Source organism: Pseudoalteromonas sp. DSM 26666 (genome assembly GCF_900116475.1).
In the GTDB taxonomy this organism is placed as follows: Bacteria; Pseudomonadota; Gammaproteobacteria; order Enterobacterales; family Alteromonadaceae; genus Pseudoalteromonas; species Pseudoalteromonas tetraodonis.
The window spans coordinates 1-24,467 of record NZ_FPAR01000009.1 but is presented as its reverse complement, the minus strand read 5'-3'; the positions used below and the strand labels follow the sequence as shown (position 1 = coordinate 24,467).

Below are 24,467 nucleotides of genomic sequence, written 5' to 3'. Positions count from 1 at the left end.
TAACACTTAAGCAACGTTTTACTGTAATCGAAATATTCACGGTTCGTTATGAAGAAAAATAAGAGTAAACTATAGTTATTAAGTTATGAGGAAAAATATGGGTCTATTATGTCAGGTGTTTTAGCGTCAGTTGATCAGCGTACTCAGCTTGTAGGCGAAAATCGTTTAGAGTTGCTACTTTTTTATTTGCATAGCCGCCATTTATTTGCACTCAATGTATTTAAAATAAAAGAAGTGGTAAAGCTTCCCCGTTTAAGCAAAATACCGCACTCTCACCCTAAGGTAACCGGTGTAGCCAATATACGCGGTGAATCTATCCCAGTGATTGACCTTCGCCAAGCCATTTCTATGGCTAAAAAAGAATATGGTGAAGATTGTAATCTGGTCATAACTGAATATAACCGTACCACACAAGGTTTTTTAATTGGCAAGGTTGATCAAATCATGAATATGACCTGGTCTGACATTATGCCGCCCCCCAGCTCTGTGGGTAAAAATCATTATATTACGGCACTAACTAAAGTACAGCGTGATGGCCAAGAGCAATTAGTTGAAATTATTGATGTAGAAAAAGTACTCGCTGAAATAGTTGAGTACGAGGTCAATATTACTGATGGGGTGTTGGATGAAACCATAGTAAACGAATTTGCAGGACGCAAAATATTGCACGCCGATGATTCGCCAACAGCACGTAAACAAGTTAGCGATACGTTATCGCAGCTTGGTATCGAAATTATTCCTGCCAGTAACGGTCTAGAAGCCCTACAAATGCTCAAAAGCTGGGCTGATGAAGGACGCGATGTTGAAAAAGAGCTGCTAATGGTGATTACCGATGCCGAAATGCCTTCGATGGATGGCTATCGCTTAACCTATGAAATACGTAACGACAACCGTTTAAAAAACTTACATGTGGTGCTTAACACGTCCCTGAGTGGTAGCTTCAACCAAGCCATGGTGGAAAAAGTAGGCTGTAATGCATTTTTATCAAAATTTCAGCCCGACTTACTCGTTCAAGAAGTACAAAATCGCTTAAAGCAAGTGCTTGGTGATTCTTAATTGAGCATAACTAGCAAATACCGACCAAGGTAAGTATTTGCTAGCGACATTCCCTCATCAACAACCTTTAAAAAGTCTGCCTTGCTGAGCATTTATTCAAAGCGGTGTTTGCTAATCCTAAGATTTCATGATTAATTAACAAATAAGTTTTCACTAACTCGTTATTAATTATGCTTAATAAAGTTGCCAGTCCACTTACCAAGCTCGTCGAGCGCTACTTACCCGACCCATTTATATTTGTTATTTTGCTCACAATTATTACTTTAGTCATTGCGAATTTAGCGACCCCTGCAACCACACTTGAGGTAATAACATCATGGGGGAGCGGGTTTTGGAACTTACTAAGCTTTGCCATGCAAATGCTGTTGGTATTAGTAACAGGCTATATGCTTGCCAGTACCTCTTTAATAAGTATGTTACTAACAAAATTAGCAACGCTTGCTAATACGGCCCCAAAAGCCATTATTTTAGTGACATTTATTTCGCTTTTGGCAAGCTGGCTAAATTGGGGGTTTGGCTTAGTAATTGGTGCTTTATTTGCTAAAGCCATTGCTAAGCAGACTCGAGTGGATTATCGGCTGTTAGTGGCAAGTGCCTATTCAGGCTTTGTAGTATGGCACGGCGGATTGGCAGGCTCCGTACCACTAACCATTGCCACCGAAGGGCATTTTTCACAGGCGACTATGGGTATTATTGGCACACAGCAAACCTTATTCGCAGGCTTTAACATTGCGATTCTGATTGGCTTATTTATTATTATGCCGCTGGTTAACCGCTACATGCTACCGAGTGAAAAAGACAGTGTTTATGTTGACCCATCACTGCTTGAAAACACACCACCTGATAAAGTAACAATAACACGCCCTGCTCAGCATTTAGAACAAAGTAAGCTATTAGGTATGGGCATTGGTTTAATCGGACTTGCCTACTTAGGTTATTACTTTTTCATCGCAGGTGGCGGCTTAAACCTCAATAGTGTAATTACCCTGTTTTTGTTTATGGCAATCACTCTGCATCAAACACCCCATAATGTGCTTAATAGCTTGCAACAAGCGATTCCGAGTGGCGCAGGAATTGTAATTCAGTTCCCTTTTTATGCTGGTATTATGGCGGTCATGGTAGATACTGGACTGGCGCAACAAATATCACAGGGCTTTATAGCCATAGCGGATGCCGATAGCTTGCCATTTTACAGTTTCATTAGTGCAGGACTCGTTAATATGTTTGTGCCCTCAGGTGGCGGACAATGGGCGGTACAAGCGCCTATTGTTATCCCTGCAGCACAAGAGCTTGGTGCAGATATGGCGCGGGTTGCTATGGCTGTGGCGTGGGGAGATGCGTGGACTAATTTAATTCAACCCTTTTGGGCATTACCGGTATTAGCCATTGCAGGATTAAAAGCTAAAGACATTATGGGCTTTTGCGTGGTACAGCTGATTATTACTGGGGTGTTTATATCCTTGATGCTAAGTTTTTATCCATGAGTATTTTGGTAATAAATAGGCGCGATTTTATATCGCGCTTGCTAGCTGCAAACCAAAAGAACTAAGTAAGAAAGTAAAGTTAACTGATAAGTCATTTAATCTCACCAAATAGTCTCACCTAGTGCTAATAAATTACAGATCATGTGAGCGATAATGCAATACCACAAGTTACCCGATAGATGACGAATTAATCCCATCAAGCAAGAAAACACAAACAGAGAAATAAAAATTTCAACTTGATCATACTGCCCATGTAACAATGTAAACACGATACTTGGGATAATAATTGCGCCAATAGCTCCCAAGGCTGTTTTTTTCAGCCTGTAGAATGCTACTCCTCGAAAAACTACTTCCTCAAATATAGGCCCAATAAATACTACGGCTAAAAACAGCATAATTTTAGCTAAAAGCGAGTTTGTTTGTGCTTCAACTTCTAACATAAAATCTGGCAAGGCGACTTCCATAAAGCCAAAAAGCCATTGTTCCAGTAAAACGTAAGCCGCTGTTAATAGCACTGTAATGATTAAAGGAAAAAGAGCCACCTTCTCTATTGCTAAACGCCCAATAACTTCGCTTTTATTTTGCGCATCAAGAGTAGACTTTAAAAATGGCAGCGTAAGTACAGCAGTGAGGAAGGTAGATATAAAAACTAAGCCGGGATTCGAATCTAGTTGCTCTAAATAAGTAATGTCATTTAATAATAATGCCCCACCACCCGATAAAAAAATAATCAAGTATGAAGCCATTGGGAGCGCCAGTGAAAAAAAGGCCAACCAATAAAGCGTGTACAATAAAGATTCCACTGTACTTTGATTTACTTGTTGTTTTATCGCATCATCCATAATTTATCAGCTCACGGCTTCTTATTATTTTTCATTCTGAAGGATAGTACCATACCAATTCCCCCATTAAGAAACAAACCAAAACTAACATCTTGCCATCGCCACACAAACCTTAAAAAATACCATGCAAAAAACAGCATGGTGAGCAAAATTCGATCTGCCATACTGTTTTTTTAGCTCGATAAGATTTTCATCGGTAAGCTTAATATCGCGTTTTCAGAGTCAGCAAAGTGCATCATCACTGCTACATGGCCAGCAACCACCAGTGCATACATGACCGCTGAAAAGCCTTGGCCATATTTATCTAATGGCAATAAATGCGAATAATGACGGCCGCGCCATTCAAACACAATTTCCAGTGCGCCAACAAACAAAAAGAACACCAGCAACATCAAGCCAAACGTATAGCTAAGCCATAAACCAAATAGCACACCTAGTAAGCACACACTTAAACCAACCCATGAGCGCATTGAAAAGCTAATGCTTTTTAGTACATGCCCGCCATCAAGCGGTAAAATAGGCAGTAAATTGAATAAATTAAGCAGTGCACTAAGCACTGCAACACCGGCAAATATTTCCATTTCTGTGGCGTAATAAAGCACTACACCTAACACTGAGGTAAACAAACCAAAGGCAGGGCCCATTAGTGAGATCACCACATCTTGCCAGCGCGTAGATATTTTATCGTCGCTAACGGCTAACCCGCCTACAAAAGGAATTAAATAAATGCCTTTGGTTTTTATCCCAAAATACTTCATAGCTCGTACGTGGCCATATTCATGTACTACCAGGCAAGCAATCAGCATTAACGCAAATTCAATGGTAAACAGCCAAGCATAACCGGCCACCGATGCGCTCGCTAGCGCCACTTTAACCACCTTAGCGCTTTTAAATAACTTAAAGCCTAGCGCCGCAAGTCCCAAAAACCCTTTTTTAGATTCGCCTTGCGCCGCCACAGGTAAAGCCAGCTGAGTGGCAAACTGATTATCTACAAATAGCGCAATACTCTGTTGGTTAACGTCACTGCTATCAATACCAATTAGCTGCTCATCAAGCATAAACTCAACATAGTTTTCACGTGGGTTTTCAAATGCAATCGCTTGCTGATCATGAAATATTTTTACAATTTGTTGCTTATCTAGCATAAGCGTAAACGGTTGTTCGGCTAGATTCAGATCGATTTTTATCATTGTTATATCAGTTCGCTTAATTAGGGGTACTATTTTGAGGCAGAAAAATCCTGTCGATAGCAAGGCAAAAACTTCGTTATTTAGTTGCTCTAAAGGAGAATTTTCTAACGCAGCTCGCGTCTGATTTGCCCCCTCAAAATGATTAAGTATTATTGCGGCTTGGTATTATAACCATTATAAATTATGGCGCTAGTATACCTATCCACCTAAAAAACACGAGCAAGATAGAATAATTTGTCGATTGGATTTTGCTGATATTTAAAATTTAAAACAGCAATAAATACTGACAAAAACAATTCAAGCGACTATTTTTAAAACAGAAGGATATAAATTACGACCGTTAAGTTAAGGACAACAATGCACACAAAATTACCAAACATACTCGTTGTCGATGACTCAAAAGCCATTTTGATTGTCATGAAAGCTATTTTTAATGAACTCGAAATGTCGCAATCCACAACCACCTGTTTAAACCCTGTTAAAGCACTTGAAAAAGTAAAAGCTGATATAAACTATTTTGATGCCATATTTACCGATCTTAATATGCCAGAAATGGATGGCATGGAGCTGATCCGTAACTTAGGTGAAATAGGCTATTGCGGTGCAATTGTTATTATTTCTGAAATGGACCCGAAAATAATCAGCCTAGCCGCTGACCTCGCTAAACAGCACAATGTGCATTTAATTGGCAACCTATCTAAGCCTGTGCAACTCAATCAGGTAAATACGTTACTTACCAAAATAGCGCAGTTAAACAGCCACACACTTGTAAAAGAGCGCCCAATCACTAAAGAAAAACTAATTAAAGCATTAAAAAATAATGAAATAACACCTTACTATCAACCTAAAATAAATATAAACACCAATCAAATACAAAGTGTTGAAGTGCTGGCTCGCATTGTATCAAGTAAAGACGAACGAGTTATTTTACCAAGCCGTTTTATCAGCCTGGCTGAGCAATGCGATTTAATCAATGACATTACGTTTACGCTATTTGAAAAAGCCTGTGGTGACATCAAGCAACTAAAAGAGCAGCTGGGTACAAATTTGAAATTGTCATTTAACTTATCGCCGTGTCAGTTAGATGATTTAAACAGCCCCAATAAGTTATTACAGCTTCTACAAAAACATGATGTTTTACCTAGTGATGTGGTGCTTGAAATAACCGAGCAGCATGCCCTTTCAAGCTACACTCAACTCGAAACCTTAAATAGATTAAGAATATTCGGCTTTGGTATTTCACTCGATGACTTTGGCACTGGTTTTACTAATATTAACCAACTGAAACAGCTGCCATTTACAGAAGTAAAAATAGATCGCTCTTTTATTAGCCACATAGAAACCGATAAGTTTTCTCAAGTGGTAGTCAGTTCACTAATTAATATGACAACCCAAGAGCAGCTTGAATTAGTGGCCGAAGGGGTTGAGCGCCCCGAAGAGCTGGCCTACCTCAAGCATTATCAAACAAATTTAGCTATACAGGGCTTTTTATTTAGTTGCCCAAAAGCAAAAGCTGAATTTATCTCGTGGGCCCAACACTGGATAAAAACAGCTGCTAAAACAAAAAACAGCTAACGAGATTCATTATCGTCGGCGCTGACGATATGCTCACTATCAGCTAAACGCTGGTGCCAACGCTGCTTTGCTACGGCGCGCATATTGGTTGATTGATCTCGCTCATCCACAATTTCTAAGCCCATTAACGCTTCTATCATATCCTCGAGCGTTACAATTCCTTGCACATCACCGTATTCGTCAATCACTAAGCAAATGTGGGTACGTTGGGTGAGCAATGTTTGTAATAGCGACGATACATTTTGCGTGCTCGGTACCGTATAGATAGGTTTAACTAACTTACTAATTTTGTAATCTGTGCCTAACCGATGATATGCCAACATAATATCGTTTTTATGTACAAAGCCTATGATATCGTCAGCGTCTTTGTCATAAATTAGCACTCGAGAGAATGACGACGAACCGTGTTCACTCAAGTATTGATTAACGGTAAGATCTTTATGGATTTTAAAAATGACCGTACGCGGTGTCATTAAATCGGTTAGTTTTGCATGCCTAAAGTGCAGCAAGTTACGAATGATTTCTGATTCATCAGCATGAAGCGCCCCAGACTCACTACCAATGTCGGCCATTGCTTCTATTTCTTGGCGAATATAATAGGCCTCATTATGCTTTTGACCCATCAAATTAGTTAGCTTTTGTGCTGCCCAAACAAAAGGCTTAAGGACTAGTACCAAAATACGTAAACCATAAGTCACACTAGGCGTTAAAGCACGCCAATAATTAGCCCCCAGCGTTTTAGGAATAATTTCAGATAACACCAGTACCAATAAAGTCATAATTGCAGACGCAATCCCCACAGCCGCATCTGAAAACACCACGGCAGCCTGTGCGCCCACGCCCGCAGCACCGGCAGTATGTGCAACAGTATTAAGTGTTAAAATAGCCGCTAATGGCTGATCGATATTACTTTTTAGCTTCTCTAGTTGCTTAGCCAGTACTGGCCGCTCTTTACGAAGCAGCGCAACATAACTAGGTGAAATGCTCAATAGCACCGCTTCCATGACAGAACATAGAAACGAAATCACAATCGCTGTAACCATGTAAACGATTAATAGTGTCACTTTTTTTCCTCTAAATTGGATATATGAGCATCATAACAATACATGCTATATTTGGCCAAATCTCCAATAATAATAGGCATAGCAATGAATTTAAGCGCACCTTGGCATCGTTACGCAAAACGTTTTACTCACTTGGCAGCCCTACTTACATTAAGTAGTTTGAGTTTAACGGCATTAGCTGCCCCACTCGATCAATCAAAAATTCAGTTTATCGGGCCTCTTGCAGAAGACATGCAAGCAAAGCCATTTCAAACACCGTATGGCGACGTGATTATCAATAATCTGCTTGCACAACTTGAATCAAACAAAGAAAGCTTTGTTGTGTTTGGTAAAAAGCACAAGTGGCAACCACTTGATAAAATTAACGCGCTTACTTTAGGCGGTTTACAAGCACTTAAATTTAATATTGAAACTAACCGATTTACTCAAGGCTCCTTAAACATTAAAGGAATAGAGCAAGGCCAGGTTTTTATTAACGGTGAGAAACAAAGTGGTGAAAACCAACGCTATCAGCTTGCTTTAAATAACGGCTCACACACCGTTATTGTCATTGCTCAACAGGTTGCTAATTGGAATGATGTCACCTTAGAGTTTGTGCCAAAAGCAGAAACTGACGCCGTGACCCTAACGACAAATAAGACCAAGCGCTTATCGGCTAAGCAATTGTTTGACGCCCCAACTATTAGCGGCTTGTCTTTGTCACCTGATGCTAAGCATTACTTAAGTACAACAAAGCGTTACAGCGATAAAACAGGCAACGACGCCATTACCACAACCGAGCTTAAAAATACTAATAACCAAACGGTATACCGATTTGAAGAAGCGCAGCCTAGCCAATTCACTTGGAGTCCTGATAATCAATTTTTAGTCTATTTACTCAACGGCGAATTAAAGCAGTTAAACCGTAAAACTTTCGCTATAAAAACCTTAGCCTCAGGCCTTGAGGGGGCAAGCAACTTTAGCTATTACAACGATAATAGTATTCTTTTTAGCTGGTCTAAATCATCTGAAGAGACCAATAGCCTCACTAAACATCATAAAGGCTTGCAAGACCGTTGGTCTTACGCCCGTACGGTTAGCCAATTATATTTACTCGATACCCACAGTGGTTTAACCAAAGCCCTGACCGAAGGCGTATTAAGCCATCAACTTGAAGATGCTAATAGCAACCGTGGAAAACTATTAATAAGTCGTCCAGTAATGGCCATGCAAGCCTCAACCCATCCAGAGACTGAGCTGGTTGAACTTACATTAAAATCCAACAGCATAAAATCGTTAGGTAAGTTTAAAACCTTTAATCAAGCGAAATATACCGCAAACAATATTTATGTTGTTGCAGGCCCTGATTTTAAAAATGGCGCAGGCAGAGTACTACCGCAAACCATGCTGGCGAATAATTATGATGGCCAGCTGTATTTACTAACCGATAACGCTAAAAAAGTAACGGCGTTAAGTAAACAATTTGACCCTGCGATTGGCACATTGGAAGTACTAAGCAATGGCGACGCGTTAATCAAAGTGACAGAAAAAGACACCCAACCACTGTATTTATATGATCTGAGTAAACAACGCTTTAAAAAGTTAGATACAGGGTTTGATATTGTAGAACAGTTTAGTTTTTCAAATACTCGCAATACCCAGCTACTGCTCTCTGGCAGTAATGCTTCAAGCGCCCAACAACTCAAGCGCTTTGACGTAAGCAAAAATAAGGTGGAGTTAATCTGGGATTCAAACCCGATTGCATATGCCAATACCACGATTCCTAAGCTTGAAGAATTTAACTTTACCAATAAGCGTGGCGTAGAAATATCTGGTCGTGTTTATCTGCCAAGTAATATTGATAAAACTAAAAAGCACCCTGCTCTGGTCTATTACTATGGTGGCACCTCACCTGTGACTCGTGGATTTACAGGGCGTTACCCTTTTAATTTATGGGCAGCAAACGGCTATGTGGTTTATGTGGTACAGCCAACTGGTGCAACGGGCTTTGGACAAACTTTTTCAGCGCAACATGTCAATGCGTGGGGCGATTATACCGCCGATGACATTATGCAAGGCACAGAGGCATTTTTAGCTAAATATGATTTTGTAGACAGAAATAAAGTCGGTAATTTAGGGGCATCTTACGGTGGGTTTATGACGATGCTGCTTGCTACTAAAACCGACATGTTCAGCGCGTCTATTGCTCATGCGGGAATTTCAAACTTAACTTCTTACTGGGGTGAAGGATGGTGGGGATATTTATACTCAGGCGAAGCCTCTAAAAATAGTTTCCCGTGGAATAACTCTGAACTTTATAGCCAACATAGCCCAGTGTTTCATGCCGATAAAGTGACCACGCCATTACTGCTTATTCATGGTGACAGCGATACGAATGTGCCAGTAGGTGAAAGCTTAACTATGTACACCGCGCTAAAACTGCTAAATAAAGATGTTGAAATGATTGAGTACAAAGGAGCCGATCATCAAATATTTGCTCGCGATAAGCGCTTTAATTGGTGGAACACTATGTTGGCTTACTTTGATAAAAAGTTAAAAAATGAACCACAATGGTGGGATTCAATGTACGGCCAGTAGTCATTTAAATGCGCACTTAAAATCATTTATATAAAGTGCGCAATACAAAGGTAATTTCATTATTCTTTTTTGTAATATAAAGTTACCGAAAAAAATTAAACTCTGTGTTATGCATGTAACGAATAATGCTAACATGCAAGGCTACTATTAAAAAAATAACAGACTATGGCAATTAATGTTTTATTGGTTGAAGATGACGAGCTGCTAGTAAAGCGCATCCAAAATCATTTTATAAATACCGAGTTCTCTATTGACGTTGACGCAACGGGTGCCGATGCTTTAAGCATGGTCAAAAGCCGTGTAAATCAGCGCAGTGCTATTTCCTTGGCAATTATTGATATTGTGCTGCCAAAGCGCAATGGTTTACAACTTGCCAAAGAGTTAAATACGCTCACCGATATTGGTGTTATTTTGTTATCGAGTCGTGACTCACAAGCTGATCGTATTGCTGGTCTTGCTCAAGGTGCCGATGACTATATTTGCAAGCCTGTCGATTTACTCGAGCTTGAGTTGAGAATGCGCGCTTTATACAAACGTATTGCAAACAATCAACACGACGATGACAGTGAAGAGTTTATCGAATACGCTGATTTTAAACTCCATCCAGATAACCGCACACTCATTACAGCCAGTGGGATTGAATCACGGCTCACCGAAGCAGAGCATAAAGTGCTTATTTGTTTAATCGGCAATGCCGGTAAAGCCACTTCACGTGAAAAAATATCAGAAGAAATTGGCCAGCCTGATTGGAGCCCCAACGATCGTACCGTAGACGTGTTAGTGGGTCGTTTACGTAAAAAGCTTAACGATGAGAAAGATCAAAAACGCATCGTCACCGTGCGTGGTAAAGGCTATATGCTATCTATTTAGTATTGGGTTAACTGCGATAATAAACGCTCAAATGCCCGATAATTAAGCGCTTCTTTAAGCTCATTTAAACTAATTTGTGGCGCGCCTTTTAAATCACTAATGGTACGCGCTACTTTTATCACTCTATGATAAGAGCGCGGCGATAACGCCAGTTTTTCACTGGCTCTAGCTAAAAACTGTAGCTCCGCAGCGGGTAACTCGCAGTATAAGCTCATTTCTTTGTTATTTAGCCGCGCATTCACTTTACCTTGGCGTTTTAATTGTATTGCATAAGCCGCTTCTACTCGCGCTCTCACTTCAGCACTGGTTTCTTCTGCAGTCGTACTTTGTAGCTCCACGCTGCTTAGTCTAGGGAGCTCAATTTGCAAATCAATTCTATCGATAAACGGTCCCGATACCCGCGATAAATAACGCATCACTTGATCAGGGGTCGCCCGTTTATCATGATGGCACCCAGTCGGGCTGGGATTAAGTGCTGCAATAAGCTGAAACTGTGCCGGAAATTCCATTTGTCTTGCCGCGCGCGAAATCGTCACGGTTCCGGTTTCCATGGGTTCTCGTAACGAGTCCAGTACTTTGCGCTCAAATTCAGGCAGCTCATCTAAAAATAATACGCCATTGTGCGCTAACGATATTTCACCGGGTTTAGGGTTAGACGAACCGCCTACCAGCGCAACTGCTGAGCAAGTGTGATGAGGATTTCGAAATGGTCGCTGACGCCAATTGGTTAAATCGATTGAGTGGCCAATAATGGAATACAAAGCGGCAGTATCAATGGCTTCATCATCTGACATGGTTGGCATTATTGTAGACATTCGTTGCGCAAGCATTGATTTGCCGGTTCCTGGTGGCCCTAAAAATAGTAGGTTATGTCCACCTGCGGCAGCAATTTCTAGTACTCGTTTAGCACCGGGTTGGCCTTTTACATCACTTAAATCGAGTAAAAAATCTGGCGCTTGGGTACAGTCAGGGTAGGCAATATTCAATGGTAAAGGTTGTTGGTTGAGTAAGTCTCCCCACACCTCTTGTATAGAGCTTACCGCTTTTCGTTTTACACCGCTGACAAGGCTGGCCAAACTATCGTTTTCAAGAGGAAGAAAGCAACAACGGTTTTGCTCTTTAGCACCGAGCACTGAGGGTAAAATAGCATTCACTGCACGTATTTCACCATTAAGTGCAAGCTCACCATAAAACTCATACTTATGAATATCAGGGCAGACTATTTGCCCCGATGCGACCAAAATGCCTACCGCAATCGCAAGGTCAAACCGCCCGCCGTCTTTTGGTAAATCGGCAGGTGCTAAATTAACGGTGATACGTTGATCGGGAAATCCAAATTGAGAGTTTTCAAGGGCGCTGCGTACTCTATCCTTGGCCTCTTTAACCGATGCTTCGGGTAAGCCGACAATATGAAATGCAGGTAAACCATTCCCTAAATGCACTTCAACCATAACCTCGGGGGCATTAATTCCTACTTGTGCGCGAGAAAATATACGGGCTAACGACATTCCTTATCCTAGTTAACTGCTGTATTAAACCAGTTTAGTCAGGATATTTAAAAACATGTAATATAATCTTCCATTTAATGGCCGAAAAGCGCAGCAATAAGGTCATTAACATACTCAAGATCATCGCCACTTCCACCGTTAAAGATAGGTTTATAGCTAAGGTATACACAATACCACCAGCAATACAGGTAATAGCATAGAGCTCACCTTTGAGCAGCATAGGAATATCGCGGGCAAGCACATCGCGAATCAATCCACCAAAACAGGGGGTGATCACCGCCATAATAATAACCGTCATATCAGGCATACCGGCCAATTGCGCTTTTTGTGCTCCCATTACCGCAAAAAAGGCTAAACCAAATGCATCGGCTGTTTGTAAAACATAATAAGGAATCGATTTTTGTTTATTGATCAGTCGTGTTGTAACAAGCACTGCGGCTAAAATAGCATAGAAGTAGCTTTGATCGTGTAACCAAAATACGGGTTGATCGAGTATCACATCGCGAACAGTACCGCCACCAATAGCCGTAACGGTTGCAAGCACAACCACACCAAAGCCATCCATTTTCTTTTCATAGGCAACCAAGGTGCCCGATATAGCAAATACCGCTACGCCAATTAAATCAAACCAGTGATAGAGTTCAGTCATAATTTTGATTACAAAAAGTTTTAAAGAGTTTAACGCATAGCATACTAAATATTCACCAATAACACTTTCAAAAAGTAGAATTAGAAAAGAACAGCAGAAATACGTGTTAAAAATAGCGTGAGGGAATATGAATTTTAGGCATAAAAAAACACGCTTTAGGCGTGTCGATTTAATAAAACATGTTATTTCAGTGGTTGCGGGAGCCGGATTTGAACCAACGACCTTCGGGTTATGAGCCCGACGAGCTACCAGACTGCTCCATCCCGCGCCTGAAATTGCAGATTTATTTATAGTTGCTTACATTACAACTTGGCTTCCAATGAAAAATTGGTTGCGGGAGCCGGATTTGAACCGACGACCTTCGGGTTATGAGCCCGACGAGCTACCAGGCTGCTCCATCCCGCGCCTGTAATTTCTTTGTAACAGTATCGTGTTATTCACAAGCCTGTTTCGAAGAGAGCGCTATAATATAGGAATAAACCTATAATGCAAGGTTTTACTAATTAAAAACGTTTAAGTGAACAAAAACCCATCAAAAGGCGGTTATTACACTAATCGCTGATGTGGGTTTATCATTTTTTGCCATTCCCAATCGGGATGCCCCATAACAATAAAGTCTGGGTTTTCTGTGCTTTCCCTTTGGTTATAGGTCAGAGGGTTAAACTCAGCATCGGTAATACACCCCCCCGCCTCTTCAACTATTACTTGTGATGCGCCAGTATCCCACTCACCAGTGGGACCAATTCTTAAAAAGCAGTCAGCTTTACCTTCAGCAACAATACAAGCTTTAAGCGAACATGAGCCTAACGCCACCGTTGTAAATTGCGCATTTAAATACTGACTCACGGCTTCTATTTTTTGGCGGCGACTTACAGCCAAAGTTAAACTTTCGGGAGGCGCTACAAATATTTGTTTATCATGCTCGCCTTTACGCTTAAACGCCCCATTATTAGCGGTAGCAAAATAGGTCACGCCCTTTGCTGGCCAATGAATCACTCCCAATACAGGATGATTATTTTCTATCAGCGCAATATTAACGGCAAAGTCGCCGCTTTCTAATATAAATTCACCGGTGCCATCCATCGGATCAAGCAGCCAATAGCGTTGCCAGTGCTGCCTGTCTTCCAATGCTGGGATCGGCGTCTCTTCTGACATAATAGGAATATCGGGAGCTAGCGCTTTTAAGCCAGCAACAAGTACATCGTTTGCGGCTAAATCTGCTTTAGTAACTGGCGTATTGTCTGATTTTTCTTGTTGGCCAATATCATCTTTTTTATAAATAGCCATAATTGCATCACCTGCACTTTGGGCAAGTGTTATGCATGGTTCAAGTAATTTATCCATTAGTCGCTCCTGAGGCTAAGTACTTATCTAATAATAGCAGAGCGGCAACACTACGTGCTTCAGTAAAGTCAGGTTGTTCTAATAGCGACTGCCACTGCGCAAGTGGCCATTTAACAAGCACTAATGGCTCTGGCTCATCACCTAATAGGGTTTCAGGGTATAAATCTTTAGCAAAGAGAATATGCATAGTGGCATTGAAATAACTAGGCGCCATAGTGACCGTTTTAAGTGCTTCAAAGTATTCTGCACCAAAGCCAATTTCTTCTTTGAGCTCTCGGTTTGCCGCTTGCTCAGGTGTTTCACCGGGGTCAATTAATCCTTTAGGGAAACCTAACTGATAGTCATTGGTGCCGGCGCAATACTCTCGAACGAGTAGTAGTTCGTTTTCAGCTGTGATGGGTACAATCATAACGGCTCCACGGCCACCGCCGCGAATTCGTTCATACTGACGCTCTTCGTCATTTGAAAATTTTAGTTCTAAAGACTCCACAGTAAATAAGCGACTTTTAGCGACAACATTATTACTGAGAATTTGTGGTGGTGTTGGGTGCTTTTTCTGTGTCATGGGCATCAATTTGCTATCATTGCAGTTATACTAATCATATACCCAAATGAGTATAAGATGCGAGTTTCAGTTTGAATTAAAAGCAATTTAAATGCAGAATTAATCATAAAATATCTTACCCGTAGTTAAGGTTAAATATTTATCTGGCGTTATTGAATTCGCCCTTAATATTTCATCATTGGGTATATGTTTTTAAAGTTCAATTAACAGAGCCCATTATATTTCGCTTGCAAGCATTTCATCGCAACGTAGTCATTTAACGCCTCAATTTCCACAAGGATATATCATGCTCAATTGGTCAAAAATCGATACTGTATTACTCGACATGGACGGGACTTTACTTGATTTACATTACGACACTGACTTTTGGCTCAATGTTGTTCCACAACAACATGCTCTGGCTCAAAATATCAGTTTTGAGGAAGCCCGCGCAGATATCTTAAAACGCTATCAGGCTGTGAGTGGCAAAATTCAGTGGTACTGCTCTGACTATTGGGAAGCACAGCTAAACTTACCTATTCTCGAACTAAAGCGCCAGTCTGCTCACTTAATCAAAATTCGTGAAGACGTTCCGCATTTTTTAACTGAACTTCGACGTGCAGGTAAAGAGCTCATTTTACTTACCAATGCTCATCCAGAATGCGTAATGCTTAAATTTGAACATACCGCTATTGATAATTATTTAGACGGAGTGGTGTCAACGCATGAGTATGGGGTAAGTAAAGAGCAACAAAGTTTGTGGCATAAGGTTCAAGGGGATTTAGGGTTTGATAAACGCCGCACATTATTTGTAGATGACAGCTTACCGGTATTAAATGCCGCACGAGAATACGGCATTGAGCATTTACTTGCGGTTGCTAACCCTAATAGCCAGCAACCACATAACGAAATAACCGATTACTTAAGCGTCACCGATTATCGTAAGCTTATTTAGGGTCTGTTGATCTTTCAAGGTTAAATTTGCAGCAGTCTGTTTGGTATTTAGCCAAGGCAGAGCCTATGTGGTGTGGTTATTCCCCATAAATAGGCGATAACGCAGCATCAATGCCAAACAAGCGCTGCCCTTCGGGTTCTGCCTAGGGGCGATTTACTCTTTGTTGCTCGGTTTTTACTTAGCCCACTAGGTTACAAACCTCGCGTCGCGATTAAACCGCCCCTAGTTTGAACAAATTGTAATCCGCAAAGGTCAACAGACCCTGGCTTATTCGCCCTGAGGGTAACGCGCTACTAAGCCTTGATATACCTGTTTTGCAAAATCTACATGCTCAGTATCAAGGCTTTTAACTACTTCAACTAAGTGTTCGTTATCTTCTTTGCCATGCCACACTTTAATGTAGCTACCCTCTTTGTAACCATGATCCTGACGGAAGAAGTTCAGCGTATTTTTACCCACATAGCCACGATATAAATCATCAATATCCATACCGATTTGTGCCATACAACCGGCAAAAGCAGCCGCGTTAAAGGTTTTATTGGCAACCGCACTGGCCGCTAATAATTCAAGCGTTTGTTTAAAATCATCGCCTTGCTGTGGGGCGCTCATTTGAGTTTGTAGCTGCGTAGCGATTTGCTCGTAGCTGGTCTTACCGTCGATACGTAGCGATAAACCAAAATGAAAAATATCAACCAGCTCTAAAATTACTTGTTCAGTATCTGGCGTTTGTTTTTTCCACCATTTCCAACCGTAATGATCCAGCATTTCTGCACATTCAACCCAAATAGCTCTATACCACTCAAAGCCTTGACTAAACCATTGCTCATGTACTTTGGTATTCATGGCATTTTGCATTTCTAGCATAACAACTAGTTTGTTTAAATTCGCAGACATATTGGTTCCACTGTTGGATTTATAATTAGGGTAATAATACAGATAATATAACTTAACGACCAGCCGAAAACTCATGCCATGAGTTGATCAGGTCAACAAAGTCTTCAAAACCACAACCACTGCTTAAATCATTCTCTTCAAGCATGAGTTCATCATCTTGGTAGGCTAATATATCTTCGTTATCTTGATGCAGCGCATGTGCTTCGAATAATGCTTCATCTTTAGAAAGGATCAGATCAATTTCTTGGCCTTTAAGTGTTACCGGCTCAAAGCTTGAACTCACCGAGCTAATAAGTGCCTGCACCATCGCCACTTTATCTTTGCCTATTTCTTCATTTAACCAACGGCCTATAATCGCGTGCTCGCTGCTAATTTTAATTCTTAACCCACTAATAGGATCGCGAATGAATTGGTATTCCATAACTTTATTCCAGTACTGCTAATACAACAGATTATAACCTAATCAGCTATGAATAATGAAAGCCAGATACAAAAATAGCGCCGCAAGGCGCTATTTAGCATCATCAATTTAGCTAACCACCTGAGCGATAGCGTGCAGCATCAATAATTGCCCATAAATGGAACACGGCACCGATTACGGCTGGCACAACTAAAAACCATAGCGCATAACCGCCAAAAACCAAAATGGCAAACACCAGCGCCGCTAAAATGCGGCCCTGCACCAACTGCCCTAAACCGGGGAAAAAAATATTACATAATGCTGCGATTACGTTACCGCCAGAACCTTGTTGAGACATACTAACCTCTGTAGTTTAGTTAATTTTGTATTTATACTTATTATTTATACTTACACACTTTATGCCAATTTATTAAGGCTTACAAATCATACAGTTAAATTATTACGAATTTATCAGTTTAGTATTTTTTGCCAAAAATAAGTCAAATTAGCAATTTTAAATAGCTATTTTAGTTACTTGCTCAGTTTATACTGTTAACTATTCAACAACTTAAATACGTATTTTATAAATAGCTGTTTATAAAAACAGTATTTTATTTAGCCTAACAAAAACACCTGTTATACTGCTCTCATTATTGATTAAAAAGGCGTAACGATGGACGTTTCAGAATTACTCGATGGCTTAAATGATAAACAACGCGATGCCGTTGCAGCGCCATTACAAAACATGCTGGTATTAGCAGGAGCAGGTTCAGGTAAAACTCGAGTATTGGTTCATCGTATTGCCTGGTTAATGCAAGTAGAGCAAGCCTCTGCCTATAGTATTTTTGCGGTAACCTTTACTAATAAAGCCGCTAAAGAAATGCGCTCACGGGTTGAAGAAACATTAAAAGCCCCTGTAGGCGGCATGTGGATTGGTACTTTCCATGGTTTATCGCACCGAATTTTGCGTGCACATCACCGTGAAGCAAACTTACCAGAAGCCTTTCAAATTTTAGACTCTGACGATCAGCTTCGTATGATCAAGCGCTTATTAAAATCGATGAATATTGATGATAAAAAATGGCCGGCAAAGCAGTTTGGTTGGTATATAAGCGCTAAAAAAGACGAAGCTCTGCGCCCTAAAGATATTCAGGCATACGATATTAACGAGCAAATGATGTTGCGCGTTTACGCAGCCTATCAAGAAGCTTGTGATAGAGCGGGCCTCGTTGATTTTGCTGAAATATTACTACGCAGCTATGAGGTTCTTAAAAACAACCCAACCCTGCTTCGTCATTATCAGCAGCGCTTCGCGCACATGCTTGTAGACGAGTTTCAAGATACTAATACCATTCAGTATGCATGGTTAAAACTACTTGCGGGCGACACTAGTAGCATAATGATTGTAGGCGATGATGACCAAAGTATTTACGGTTGGCGTGGCGCTAAAATTGAAAATATCAAACGCTTTTTAACAGACTTTGACGCAGAGACAATTCGCCTTGAGCAAAACTATCGCTCGACTGCCACTATTCTTAAAGCGTCTAATGCACTTATACAGAATAACTCCGAGCGTATGGGTAAAAGCTTGTGGACTGACGGTAACGACGGCGAACCTATTTCTATTTATGCCGCCTTTAACGAGCTAGATGAAGCGCGCTTTGTGAGTAGCAAATTACGCAGCTGGCTAAATGCGGGGAACGCACTACAAGATGCGGCTATTTTGTATCGTAGTAATGCGCAATCGCGGGTACTTGAAGAAGCAATGCTACAAGAAGGTTTAAAATACCGAATTTATGGTGGTATGCGATTCTTCGAACGTCAAGAAATTAAAGATGCCCTCTCATACTTACGCTTAGTGGGTAACCGCCAAGATGATGCCGCATTTGAGCGTGTAATTAATACCCCAGCCCGAGGCATTGGCGACAAAACACTAAGCCATATTCGTGACTGCGCTCGCGCTGAGTCTTTGCCGCTTTGGTATGCTGCTAAAGCCATTGTAGAACAACAGCATTTATCGGGTCGTGCATCAGGAGCAGTTGCCAAGTTTGTCGAACTTATTGAGCATATTGAAGATAAAATTAGTGACTTAACGCTGCATGAGCAAGCTAAATACGCGATTCAAACCTCAGGGTTAATGGCTATGTATCAGGCTGAAAAAGGCGAAAAAGGCCGCGCTCGAGTAGAGAACTTAGAAGAATTAATTAGTGCCTGCGATCAGTATGAACTCCCTGAAGAGGAAGAGTTTAGCTCGCCACTACAAGGCTTTTTAGCCTATACCTCACTTGAGTCGGGCGAAGGCCAAGCCGATGAGCATGAAGATGCGGTACAAATGATGACGCTTCACTCAGCTAAAGGTTTGGAGTTTCCTTTAGTGTTTATGGTCGGTGTTGAAGAGGGCATGTTCCCATCACAACAAAGTAATGAAGAAACCGGCCGTTTAGAAGAAGAGCGCCGTCTTTGTTACGTGGGTATGACCCGCGCTATGGATAAGCTCTATATAAGCCATGCCGAAAGCCGCCGTTTATATGGCCAAGAGAAATATCACAGCCCATCGCGCTTTTTACGTGAAATACCCGAAGACTGCGTAGAAGAAATTCGAATTAAAACACAAGTATCTCGTCCGCCTGCAGCCGGTCGCTTTAGCGCATCGGTTAGCCATGCTGCATTTGAAGAAAGCGGATTTAACTTAGGTCAACGCGTGCTGCATGCAAAGTTTGGCATTGGCACCGTACTCAACTACGAAGGCAGTGGCGCACAATCTCGCGTACAAGTTAACTTTGACGACTTAGGCAGTAAGTGGTTAGTAACAGCTTATGCAAGATTACAAGCCGTTTAACCACGTTGTAGAGCGTGCACAGCAACAACTTGCGTATGCGAAACATCGCCAGTTACTGCTGCTTACAGGCGATAAAAATTGGTGTTATGAGCAATGTACTCAGCTGCTTGCTCATTTGCAGCACCCTTCTTTTGTACTGTCAAAAAGCACTCATTTAATTAATGCACATTGGCCAGAGCATACCCACCAAATTTTAGGGCAAGAGTGCGCCCATGCTGTTTATGACGGCTACAGTGGACTGGTGCCAGATAAACTAGCTGCGCTTAGTGGCGTTGTGCAAGCAGGTGGCTTTTTAATTGTATTACTTCCACCGCTCGAATCACTTGAACATTGGTGCGATCCTGCGCTGCCATTATTTCAATCATTTGGACAAGCGCATCAATACAGCTTTTTTAATCAACGTTTAAAGCACTTACTGAGCAGCGCCTCTTTATTACATTTTAATCAACAAGATGGCTGGGTTACTCTTGCCGACATTGATGCATCAGCAGGTACTATAGATTTTACCGAGCAACAACAATGTGTTGAATTAATAAAAAAAACCGCGCACGGACGGGCAAATAGACCATTATTGATTAATGCTGATCGGGGACGGGGTAAATCAGCGGCATTAGGGATTGCCGCAAGCGAGCTCAGCGATAAAAAAATCCTCATCAGCTCTATGCAATTTCGCGCATTGCACAGCAGCTTTAAACATTTAGCAAACGCACTTAATTTAGAGTATCAAGCAGGCAATAAATGCATTGCAAATATGCAATATGTTGCTCCTGATCAACTACTTAACGAACAGCCTGAGTGTGACTTGCTGTTAATTGATGAAGCGGCAGCAATCCCTGTTCCAATGCTCATAAAACTACTCCACCTTTATCCTCGCGTGGTATTTTCAAGCACCATGGTTGGCTATGAAGGCAATGGTCGCGGCTATATTCTAAAGTTTACTCGCTACATTAAAACGCATTTTAAAAATATGCGCAGTATGACTCTTGAGCAGCCTATTCGCTTTGCAAAGCAGGATCCATTAGAGCTGCACATTCGCACGTTATTAGCCTTAGATGCTGAACATCACAGCGTCACCTTACACTCTACCCCTTTGCAATTTAAGCAATTACAGGCACATCAACTTGCTAGTAACGAGTCACTACTTTATCAAGTGATTGGGTTGCTAACGCTGGCACATTATCAAACCAGTGTGAATGATTTACGCCACTTACTAGACGCCACTAAACAACATGTATTTGTTTGCCAACAAGGTGATAATATTCTCGGTGTCTGTTTAATTGCGATTGAAGGTGGATTTAATGCTTCCATGAGCAATGAAATAGCACAAGGAAAGCGTAGGCCTCAAGGTCACTTAATGGCACAAACGTTAGCACAATTGAGTTTTAATGCTGATGTTTTAAAACAACACTGCGCCCGCGTGGTGCGTATTGCCATTGATCCACAGCATCACAACAAAAAAATAGGCACACAGTTACTTAAATACTGTGAACAGCAATTGCAGAGCGAGTGTCATTGGTTTGGTGCCAGCTTTGGTGGCAATGCGCAATTACTCAGTTTTTGGCAAAGTAATGGCTTTGATTTAGTTAAACTCGGTTTTCAAAAAGATAAGGCAACGGGCGAGCACAGTGCATTAGTTGTTAAAAGCTTAACTAAAAGTGACCAACTAGTAGAGCAATTAGTAGCACAGTTTGAAGCCGATTTCCCTTTGCAACTACTCGATCACTATAGTCAGCTTGATTATCAACTGGTCGCGAAAATTGTCTCTCATTTTAATACTCATACTGGCAGTATCACTGAGCAATTAAGATTAAAGTCTATGTTAACAAGTGACTACCAGCTTTTTAATATAAAACCATTGCTCTGGCGACGTTTTTGGGCATTGCCGTATAGCTTGCCAACCGATGACGATAATTTCCAATATGTTTTTATTAGGCTAGTATTACAAAATTGGACACCGAAAAATATCCAAAGTCAGTTAAGTTTGAATGGCACAAAGTCATTTAATACATTATTTAAAAAGGCTGTAAATAATTGGTATGAGCGCATTTCGCATAATAGCAAACCTTAACATTGTCCTTATAGCATTAGTGCTTGGGCAAACTTTCGCGCATGCCGAGCAAACCAACAACAAAGTAATTAAGCTGGGCATGTCTACTGCACTGACTGGCCCTGCTAAAAATATTGGCCAACAGTTACATAAAGGTAGCAGCGTTTATTTTGACAAAGTTAATAACGCTGGCGGCATTAATGGCGCTAAGGTGCTACTTTTAGTTGCTGACGATCACTATGAACCCAAACAAACCGTTAATAATACTCGTGAGTTTATTTACACAAATAAAGTTGATGCCCTGTTTGGTGCCATGGGTACCCCAACCAGCCATGCAATTATACCTTTACTAGAACAATCAAAAATTCCGTTCTTAATGCCTTTTAGCGGGGCGAGCTTTCTTCGTGAAAAACCGTCAGTTAAAGCATTTAACTTAAGAGCAAGCTATAACGACGAAGCACAAGAACAAATCAAATACCTCGTTGAAGAGCATAAACATACTAAAATAGGGCTGTTTATACAGGCTGACGAATTTGGCTTATATGTAGAATCAGGACTAAGAGAAGCACTCGCTAAATATAACCTTACACCGGTAATAGTTGCTCGCTACAAACGCAATAGCCAAGATGTAGAGTCGGCACTTAATACCTTAAAATTAAGCGGAGTTACGGCAATCTGTTTAGTCGGCACTTATGAACCACTCTCTGAGTTTATTAATAGCGCCCAAAAGCAAGGGTTTAATCCTGAATATACTAGCGTTTCGTTTGTACCCAGCTTTGACTTATTTGATGAAGTAAACTCACCCTCACATATTATGGTAACGGAGATTGTTCCAAACCCACTAAATTGTAACGATAATTTTTGTACTGAGTTTTTAGCCGATATGCAAGCGAGCAACATTAAAAAACCGAGTCGTCTTCATTTTGAGGGTTATATTAACGCTATGGCATTTAGCAAAGCAGCGAAAAACTGTCAATTCCCCCTTCAGCAATCCTGCCTGATGAATGAGCTTAATTCTTTATTAGTAACCGATACACTTATCCAAAAGTTATTCATAAATACTGAAAACAACAATAAACGTAATGTTTATCGCTCTTATTATGTGAATAAATAAATACCTTGCAAATATTGTTCTATCCTTAGTATACAAACTTAGTATGTGAGGAAGCCATGGACTTAATTAATTTTAAAGTGGGTTATAAAACCATTTCACTTAAGATTCTTGATATCTTATTAACGGAACAATTTCATAATAACCTCACGGTGCTGCCTAACGATAACAAGAGCTTCCTAGGCGTTAAAGATTATATGGGGATTCCAACCCCAGTATTTGACTTAGGAATAATTTTAAATGGCGTGTCTACAGAGCACAGTAACCGAGATGCGTTAAAGCAACTTAAATCTTGGCAAAAACAACTCAATACGTGGTTTAATCAATTAGAACAAGCGTTACTAAGTTCGCAAAATTCGTTAAATACGAGTCAATGTGAGCTTGCTGACTTTGAACAATTTTATATGGAATTTAAAACCGATAACGACGAATTAAAAAGTACGATGTCACGCTTTAATGAGCCGTTTAAATCACTTTTACAAAAAGTAGAAGACGCCATTAAAGTACATAAACAAAAAAATAGTAAACAAGTCCTCATACAGCTTGAAATTGTAAAGCGCCATGAGCTGATTCAATTAGAGCGCTTATTTGAATCAGCCAAAGAGCAAATAACCTTAGACTATAAACCGATTATTGTTTTTACAACAAAAGATGGAATGACCCCGCATGTTGGCTTATTAGTTGATAAAGTAGAAGATAATATTGAATATAGACAAGAAGATATAAAACCTCTCGATAAGTTGACTGAAATAGGCTTTGATATTGATCCACAAACAAGAAATATGATGCATGGATTAATTAAGCTAGCCGATAAACACAGCGTACTTATTGATCCAAGCGCTATATTTAAACCCAAAGAACTTCAAGCTTCTAACAACACACAAGAGCAGGAAACCGAAGCCTATGGACTGTTCTAAGCTAATTATTTGTATAAACAATACTAACGAACAACAGTGCAGTTAGTGTGTTTTTGGCTCTGAATATTTTTCTTTAACCTCAGGCCTTTCATCTAATTTTGGAACGTTTAAAAAAGCCCGACTCAGTGAGTCGGGCATTTTAAATTTGGAGCCATGGTGCGCTACTTCGTAGCAACAACGAAGTAGAATATCGTGGTGTCAGCTCTGATCAACTCTCTTCCTTTAACCTAATACCTTTCACCTCGAACCTGCATTTTCACTTTCTTACAGACGTAAAAAAACCCGTTACATCGCTGTAACGGGTTTCTCTTATTTGGAGCCTGGTAATGTCCTACTTTCACATAGCAAATGCTACACTATCATCGGCGCTGTTTCGTTTCACTGCTGAGTTCGGCATGGGGTCAGGTGGGTCCAAAACGCTATTGTCACCAAGCAAATTTGGTGTAAGTTCGATTTAATCGAGCTTACTAAAATTTGGAATTCTGATAATAAAGAGTATCGTAAATCTACTTTAGTTATATTAACTTCTTCGCTTAAACTATCACATAAAACGCGTTTGGCGTTGTATGGTTAAGCCTCACGGGTAATTAGTACAAGTTAG

General features: G+C 40.7%; 20 protein-coding genes, 2 tRNA genes and 1 rRNA gene. 10 read left to right on the top strand and 13 right to left on the bottom strand.

Annotated features, from left to right (window positions below; translation table 11 throughout):
- Positions 1-108: 108 nt before the first annotated feature.
- On the top strand, positions 109-1,056 hold the full coding sequence (locus BM380_RS14865) for a chemotaxis protein CheV (RefSeq protein ID WP_013463773.1): 948 nt from the start codon (positions 109-111) through the stop codon (positions 1,054-1,056).
- Positions 1,057-1,226: 170 nt separating this feature from the next.
- The gene (locus tag BM380_RS14860; RefSeq protein ID WP_064663523.1) at positions 1,227-2,540 is read left to right on the top strand and encodes a short-chain fatty acid transporter; all 1,314 of its coding nucleotides are present in this window, start codon (positions 1,227-1,229) and stop codon (positions 2,538-2,540) included.
- 101 nt (positions 2,541-2,641) lie between these two features.
- Here BM380_RS14860 and BM380_RS14855 read toward each other — a convergent pair whose 3' ends face one another.
- On the bottom strand, positions 2,642-3,382 hold the full coding sequence (locus BM380_RS14855; RefSeq protein WP_028835914.1) for a CPBP family intramembrane glutamic endopeptidase: 741 nt from the start codon (positions 3,380-3,382) through the stop codon (positions 2,642-2,644).
- Between the two features lie 173 nt (positions 3,383-3,555).
- Positions 3,556-4,572: a metalloprotease gene (locus tag BM380_RS14850; RefSeq protein WP_064663522.1), complete on the bottom strand. Its 1,017-nt coding sequence runs from the start codon at positions 4,570-4,572 to the stop codon at positions 3,556-3,558.
- Positions 4,573-4,929: 357 nt separating this feature from the next.
- Between BM380_RS14850 and BM380_RS14845 the strand changes: the two genes are divergently transcribed.
- Positions 4,930-6,147: an EAL domain-containing response regulator gene (locus tag BM380_RS14845; RefSeq protein ID WP_028835912.1), complete on the top strand. Its 1,218-nt coding sequence runs from the start codon at positions 4,930-4,932 to the stop codon at positions 6,145-6,147.
- Here the strand turns inward: BM380_RS14845 and BM380_RS14840 are convergent.
- A complete protein-coding gene (locus BM380_RS14840; protein WP_028835911.1) occupies positions 6,144-7,211 on the bottom strand; it encodes a hemolysin family protein in 1,068 nt (355 codons plus the stop codon). The two genes, BM380_RS14845 and BM380_RS14840, sit on opposite strands and share 4 nt — an antisense overlap.
- A gap of 84 nt (positions 7,212-7,295) precedes the next feature.
- Between BM380_RS14840 and BM380_RS14835 the strand changes: the two genes are divergently transcribed.
- Complete coding sequence (locus BM380_RS14835) at positions 7,296-9,788, top strand: alpha/beta hydrolase family protein (RefSeq protein WP_090495028.1); 2,493 nt, start codon at positions 7,296-7,298, stop codon at positions 9,786-9,788.
- Between the two features lie 165 nt (positions 9,789-9,953).
- Positions 9,954-10,658, top strand: a complete 705-nt coding sequence (locus tag BM380_RS14830; protein ID WP_013463763.1) for a response regulator transcription factor — start codon at positions 9,954-9,956, stop codon at positions 10,656-10,658.
- On the opposite strand, the gene BM380_RS14825 is transcribed toward BM380_RS14830, so the two are convergent.
- From BM380_RS14825 to nudE, 6 genes are all read right to left on the bottom strand, one after another.
- Positions 10,655-12,166 carry a YifB family Mg chelatase-like AAA ATPase gene (locus tag BM380_RS14825; protein ID WP_013463762.1) on the bottom strand — a complete coding sequence of 504 codons (1,512 nt, stop codon included), beginning with the start codon at positions 12,164-12,166 and terminating at the stop codon, positions 10,655-10,657. The genes BM380_RS14830 and BM380_RS14825 overlap by 4 nt on opposite strands.
- A gap of 34 nt (positions 12,167-12,200) precedes the next feature.
- Positions 12,201-12,815, bottom strand: a complete 615-nt coding sequence (locus BM380_RS14820) for a trimeric intracellular cation channel family protein (RefSeq protein WP_024601286.1) — start codon at positions 12,813-12,815, stop codon at positions 12,201-12,203.
- 191 nt (positions 12,816-13,006) lie between these two features.
- Positions 13,007-13,083 (bottom strand) — tRNA-Met (locus BM380_RS14815).
- Between the two features lie 60 nt (positions 13,084-13,143).
- Positions 13,144-13,220 (bottom strand) — tRNA-Met (locus BM380_RS14810).
- Positions 13,221-13,361: 141 nt separating this feature from the next.
- On the bottom strand, positions 13,362-14,159 hold the full coding sequence (gene cysQ / locus BM380_RS14805; RefSeq protein ID WP_090495026.1) for a 3'(2'),5'-bisphosphate nucleotidase CysQ: 798 nt from the start codon (positions 14,157-14,159) through the stop codon (positions 13,362-13,364).
- The gene (gene nudE / locus BM380_RS14800) at positions 14,152-14,724 is read right to left on the bottom strand and encodes an ADP compounds hydrolase NudE (RefSeq protein WP_024601288.1); all 573 of its coding nucleotides are present in this window, start codon (positions 14,722-14,724) and stop codon (positions 14,152-14,154) included. The genes cysQ and nudE overlap by 8 nt, the downstream gene beginning before the upstream one ends.
- A 286-nt stretch (positions 14,725-15,010) precedes the next feature.
- Between nudE and yrfG the strand changes: the two genes are divergently transcribed.
- On the top strand, positions 15,011-15,658 hold the full coding sequence (gene yrfG, locus BM380_RS14795; RefSeq protein WP_090495025.1) for a GMP/IMP nucleotidase: 648 nt from the start codon (positions 15,011-15,013) through the stop codon (positions 15,656-15,658).
- A 267-nt stretch (positions 15,659-15,925) separates the two neighbouring features.
- Here the strand turns inward: yrfG and BM380_RS14790 are convergent, their stop codons facing one another.
- From BM380_RS14790 to BM380_RS14780, 3 genes are all read right to left on the bottom strand, one after another.
- Positions 15,926-16,552 carry a dUTP diphosphatase gene (locus tag BM380_RS14790; protein WP_033102746.1) on the bottom strand — a complete coding sequence of 209 codons (627 nt, stop codon included), beginning with the start codon at positions 16,550-16,552 and terminating at the stop codon, positions 15,926-15,928.
- A gap of 52 nt (positions 16,553-16,604) precedes the next feature.
- Entirely contained in the window at positions 16,605-16,973 is a 369-nt protein-coding gene (locus BM380_RS14785) for a YacL family protein (protein WP_013463756.1), read from the bottom strand.
- Positions 16,974-17,085: 112 nt separating this feature from the next.
- Positions 17,086-17,310: a hypothetical protein gene (locus BM380_RS14780; RefSeq protein WP_013463755.1), complete on the bottom strand. Its 225-nt coding sequence runs from the start codon at positions 17,308-17,310 to the stop codon at positions 17,086-17,088.
- A gap of 315 nt (positions 17,311-17,625) precedes the next feature.
- On the opposite strand from BM380_RS14780, the gene uvrD reads away from it, so the two are divergent.
- From uvrD to BM380_RS14760, 4 genes are read left to right on the top strand one after another with little or no spacing between them, the layout of a single operon-like run.
- Complete coding sequence (uvrD, locus tag BM380_RS14775; protein WP_008108265.1) at positions 17,626-19,791, top strand: DNA helicase II; 2,166 nt, start codon at positions 17,626-17,628, stop codon at positions 19,789-19,791.
- The gene (locus BM380_RS14770) at positions 19,769-21,859 is read left to right on the top strand and encodes a GNAT family N-acetyltransferase (RefSeq protein WP_090495023.1); all 2,091 of its coding nucleotides are present in this window, start codon (positions 19,769-19,771) and stop codon (positions 21,857-21,859) included. The genes uvrD and BM380_RS14770 overlap by 23 nt, the downstream gene beginning before the upstream one ends.
- On the top strand, positions 21,828-22,952 hold the full coding sequence (locus tag BM380_RS14765) for an ABC transporter substrate-binding protein (RefSeq protein ID WP_016899588.1): 1,125 nt from the start codon (positions 21,828-21,830) through the stop codon (positions 22,950-22,952). The genes BM380_RS14770 and BM380_RS14765 overlap by 32 nt, the downstream gene beginning before the upstream one ends.
- Positions 22,953-23,008: 56 nt before the next feature.
- A complete protein-coding gene (locus BM380_RS14760) occupies positions 23,009-23,866 on the top strand; it encodes a chemotaxis protein (RefSeq protein WP_090495022.1) in 858 nt (285 codons plus the stop codon).
- A 318-nt stretch (positions 23,867-24,184) separates the two neighbouring features.
- On the opposite strand, the gene rrf is transcribed toward BM380_RS14760, so the two are convergent.
- Positions 24,185-24,299, bottom strand: a 5S ribosomal RNA gene (rrf, locus tag BM380_RS14755).
- Between the last annotated feature and the right edge of the window lie 168 nt (positions 24,300-24,467).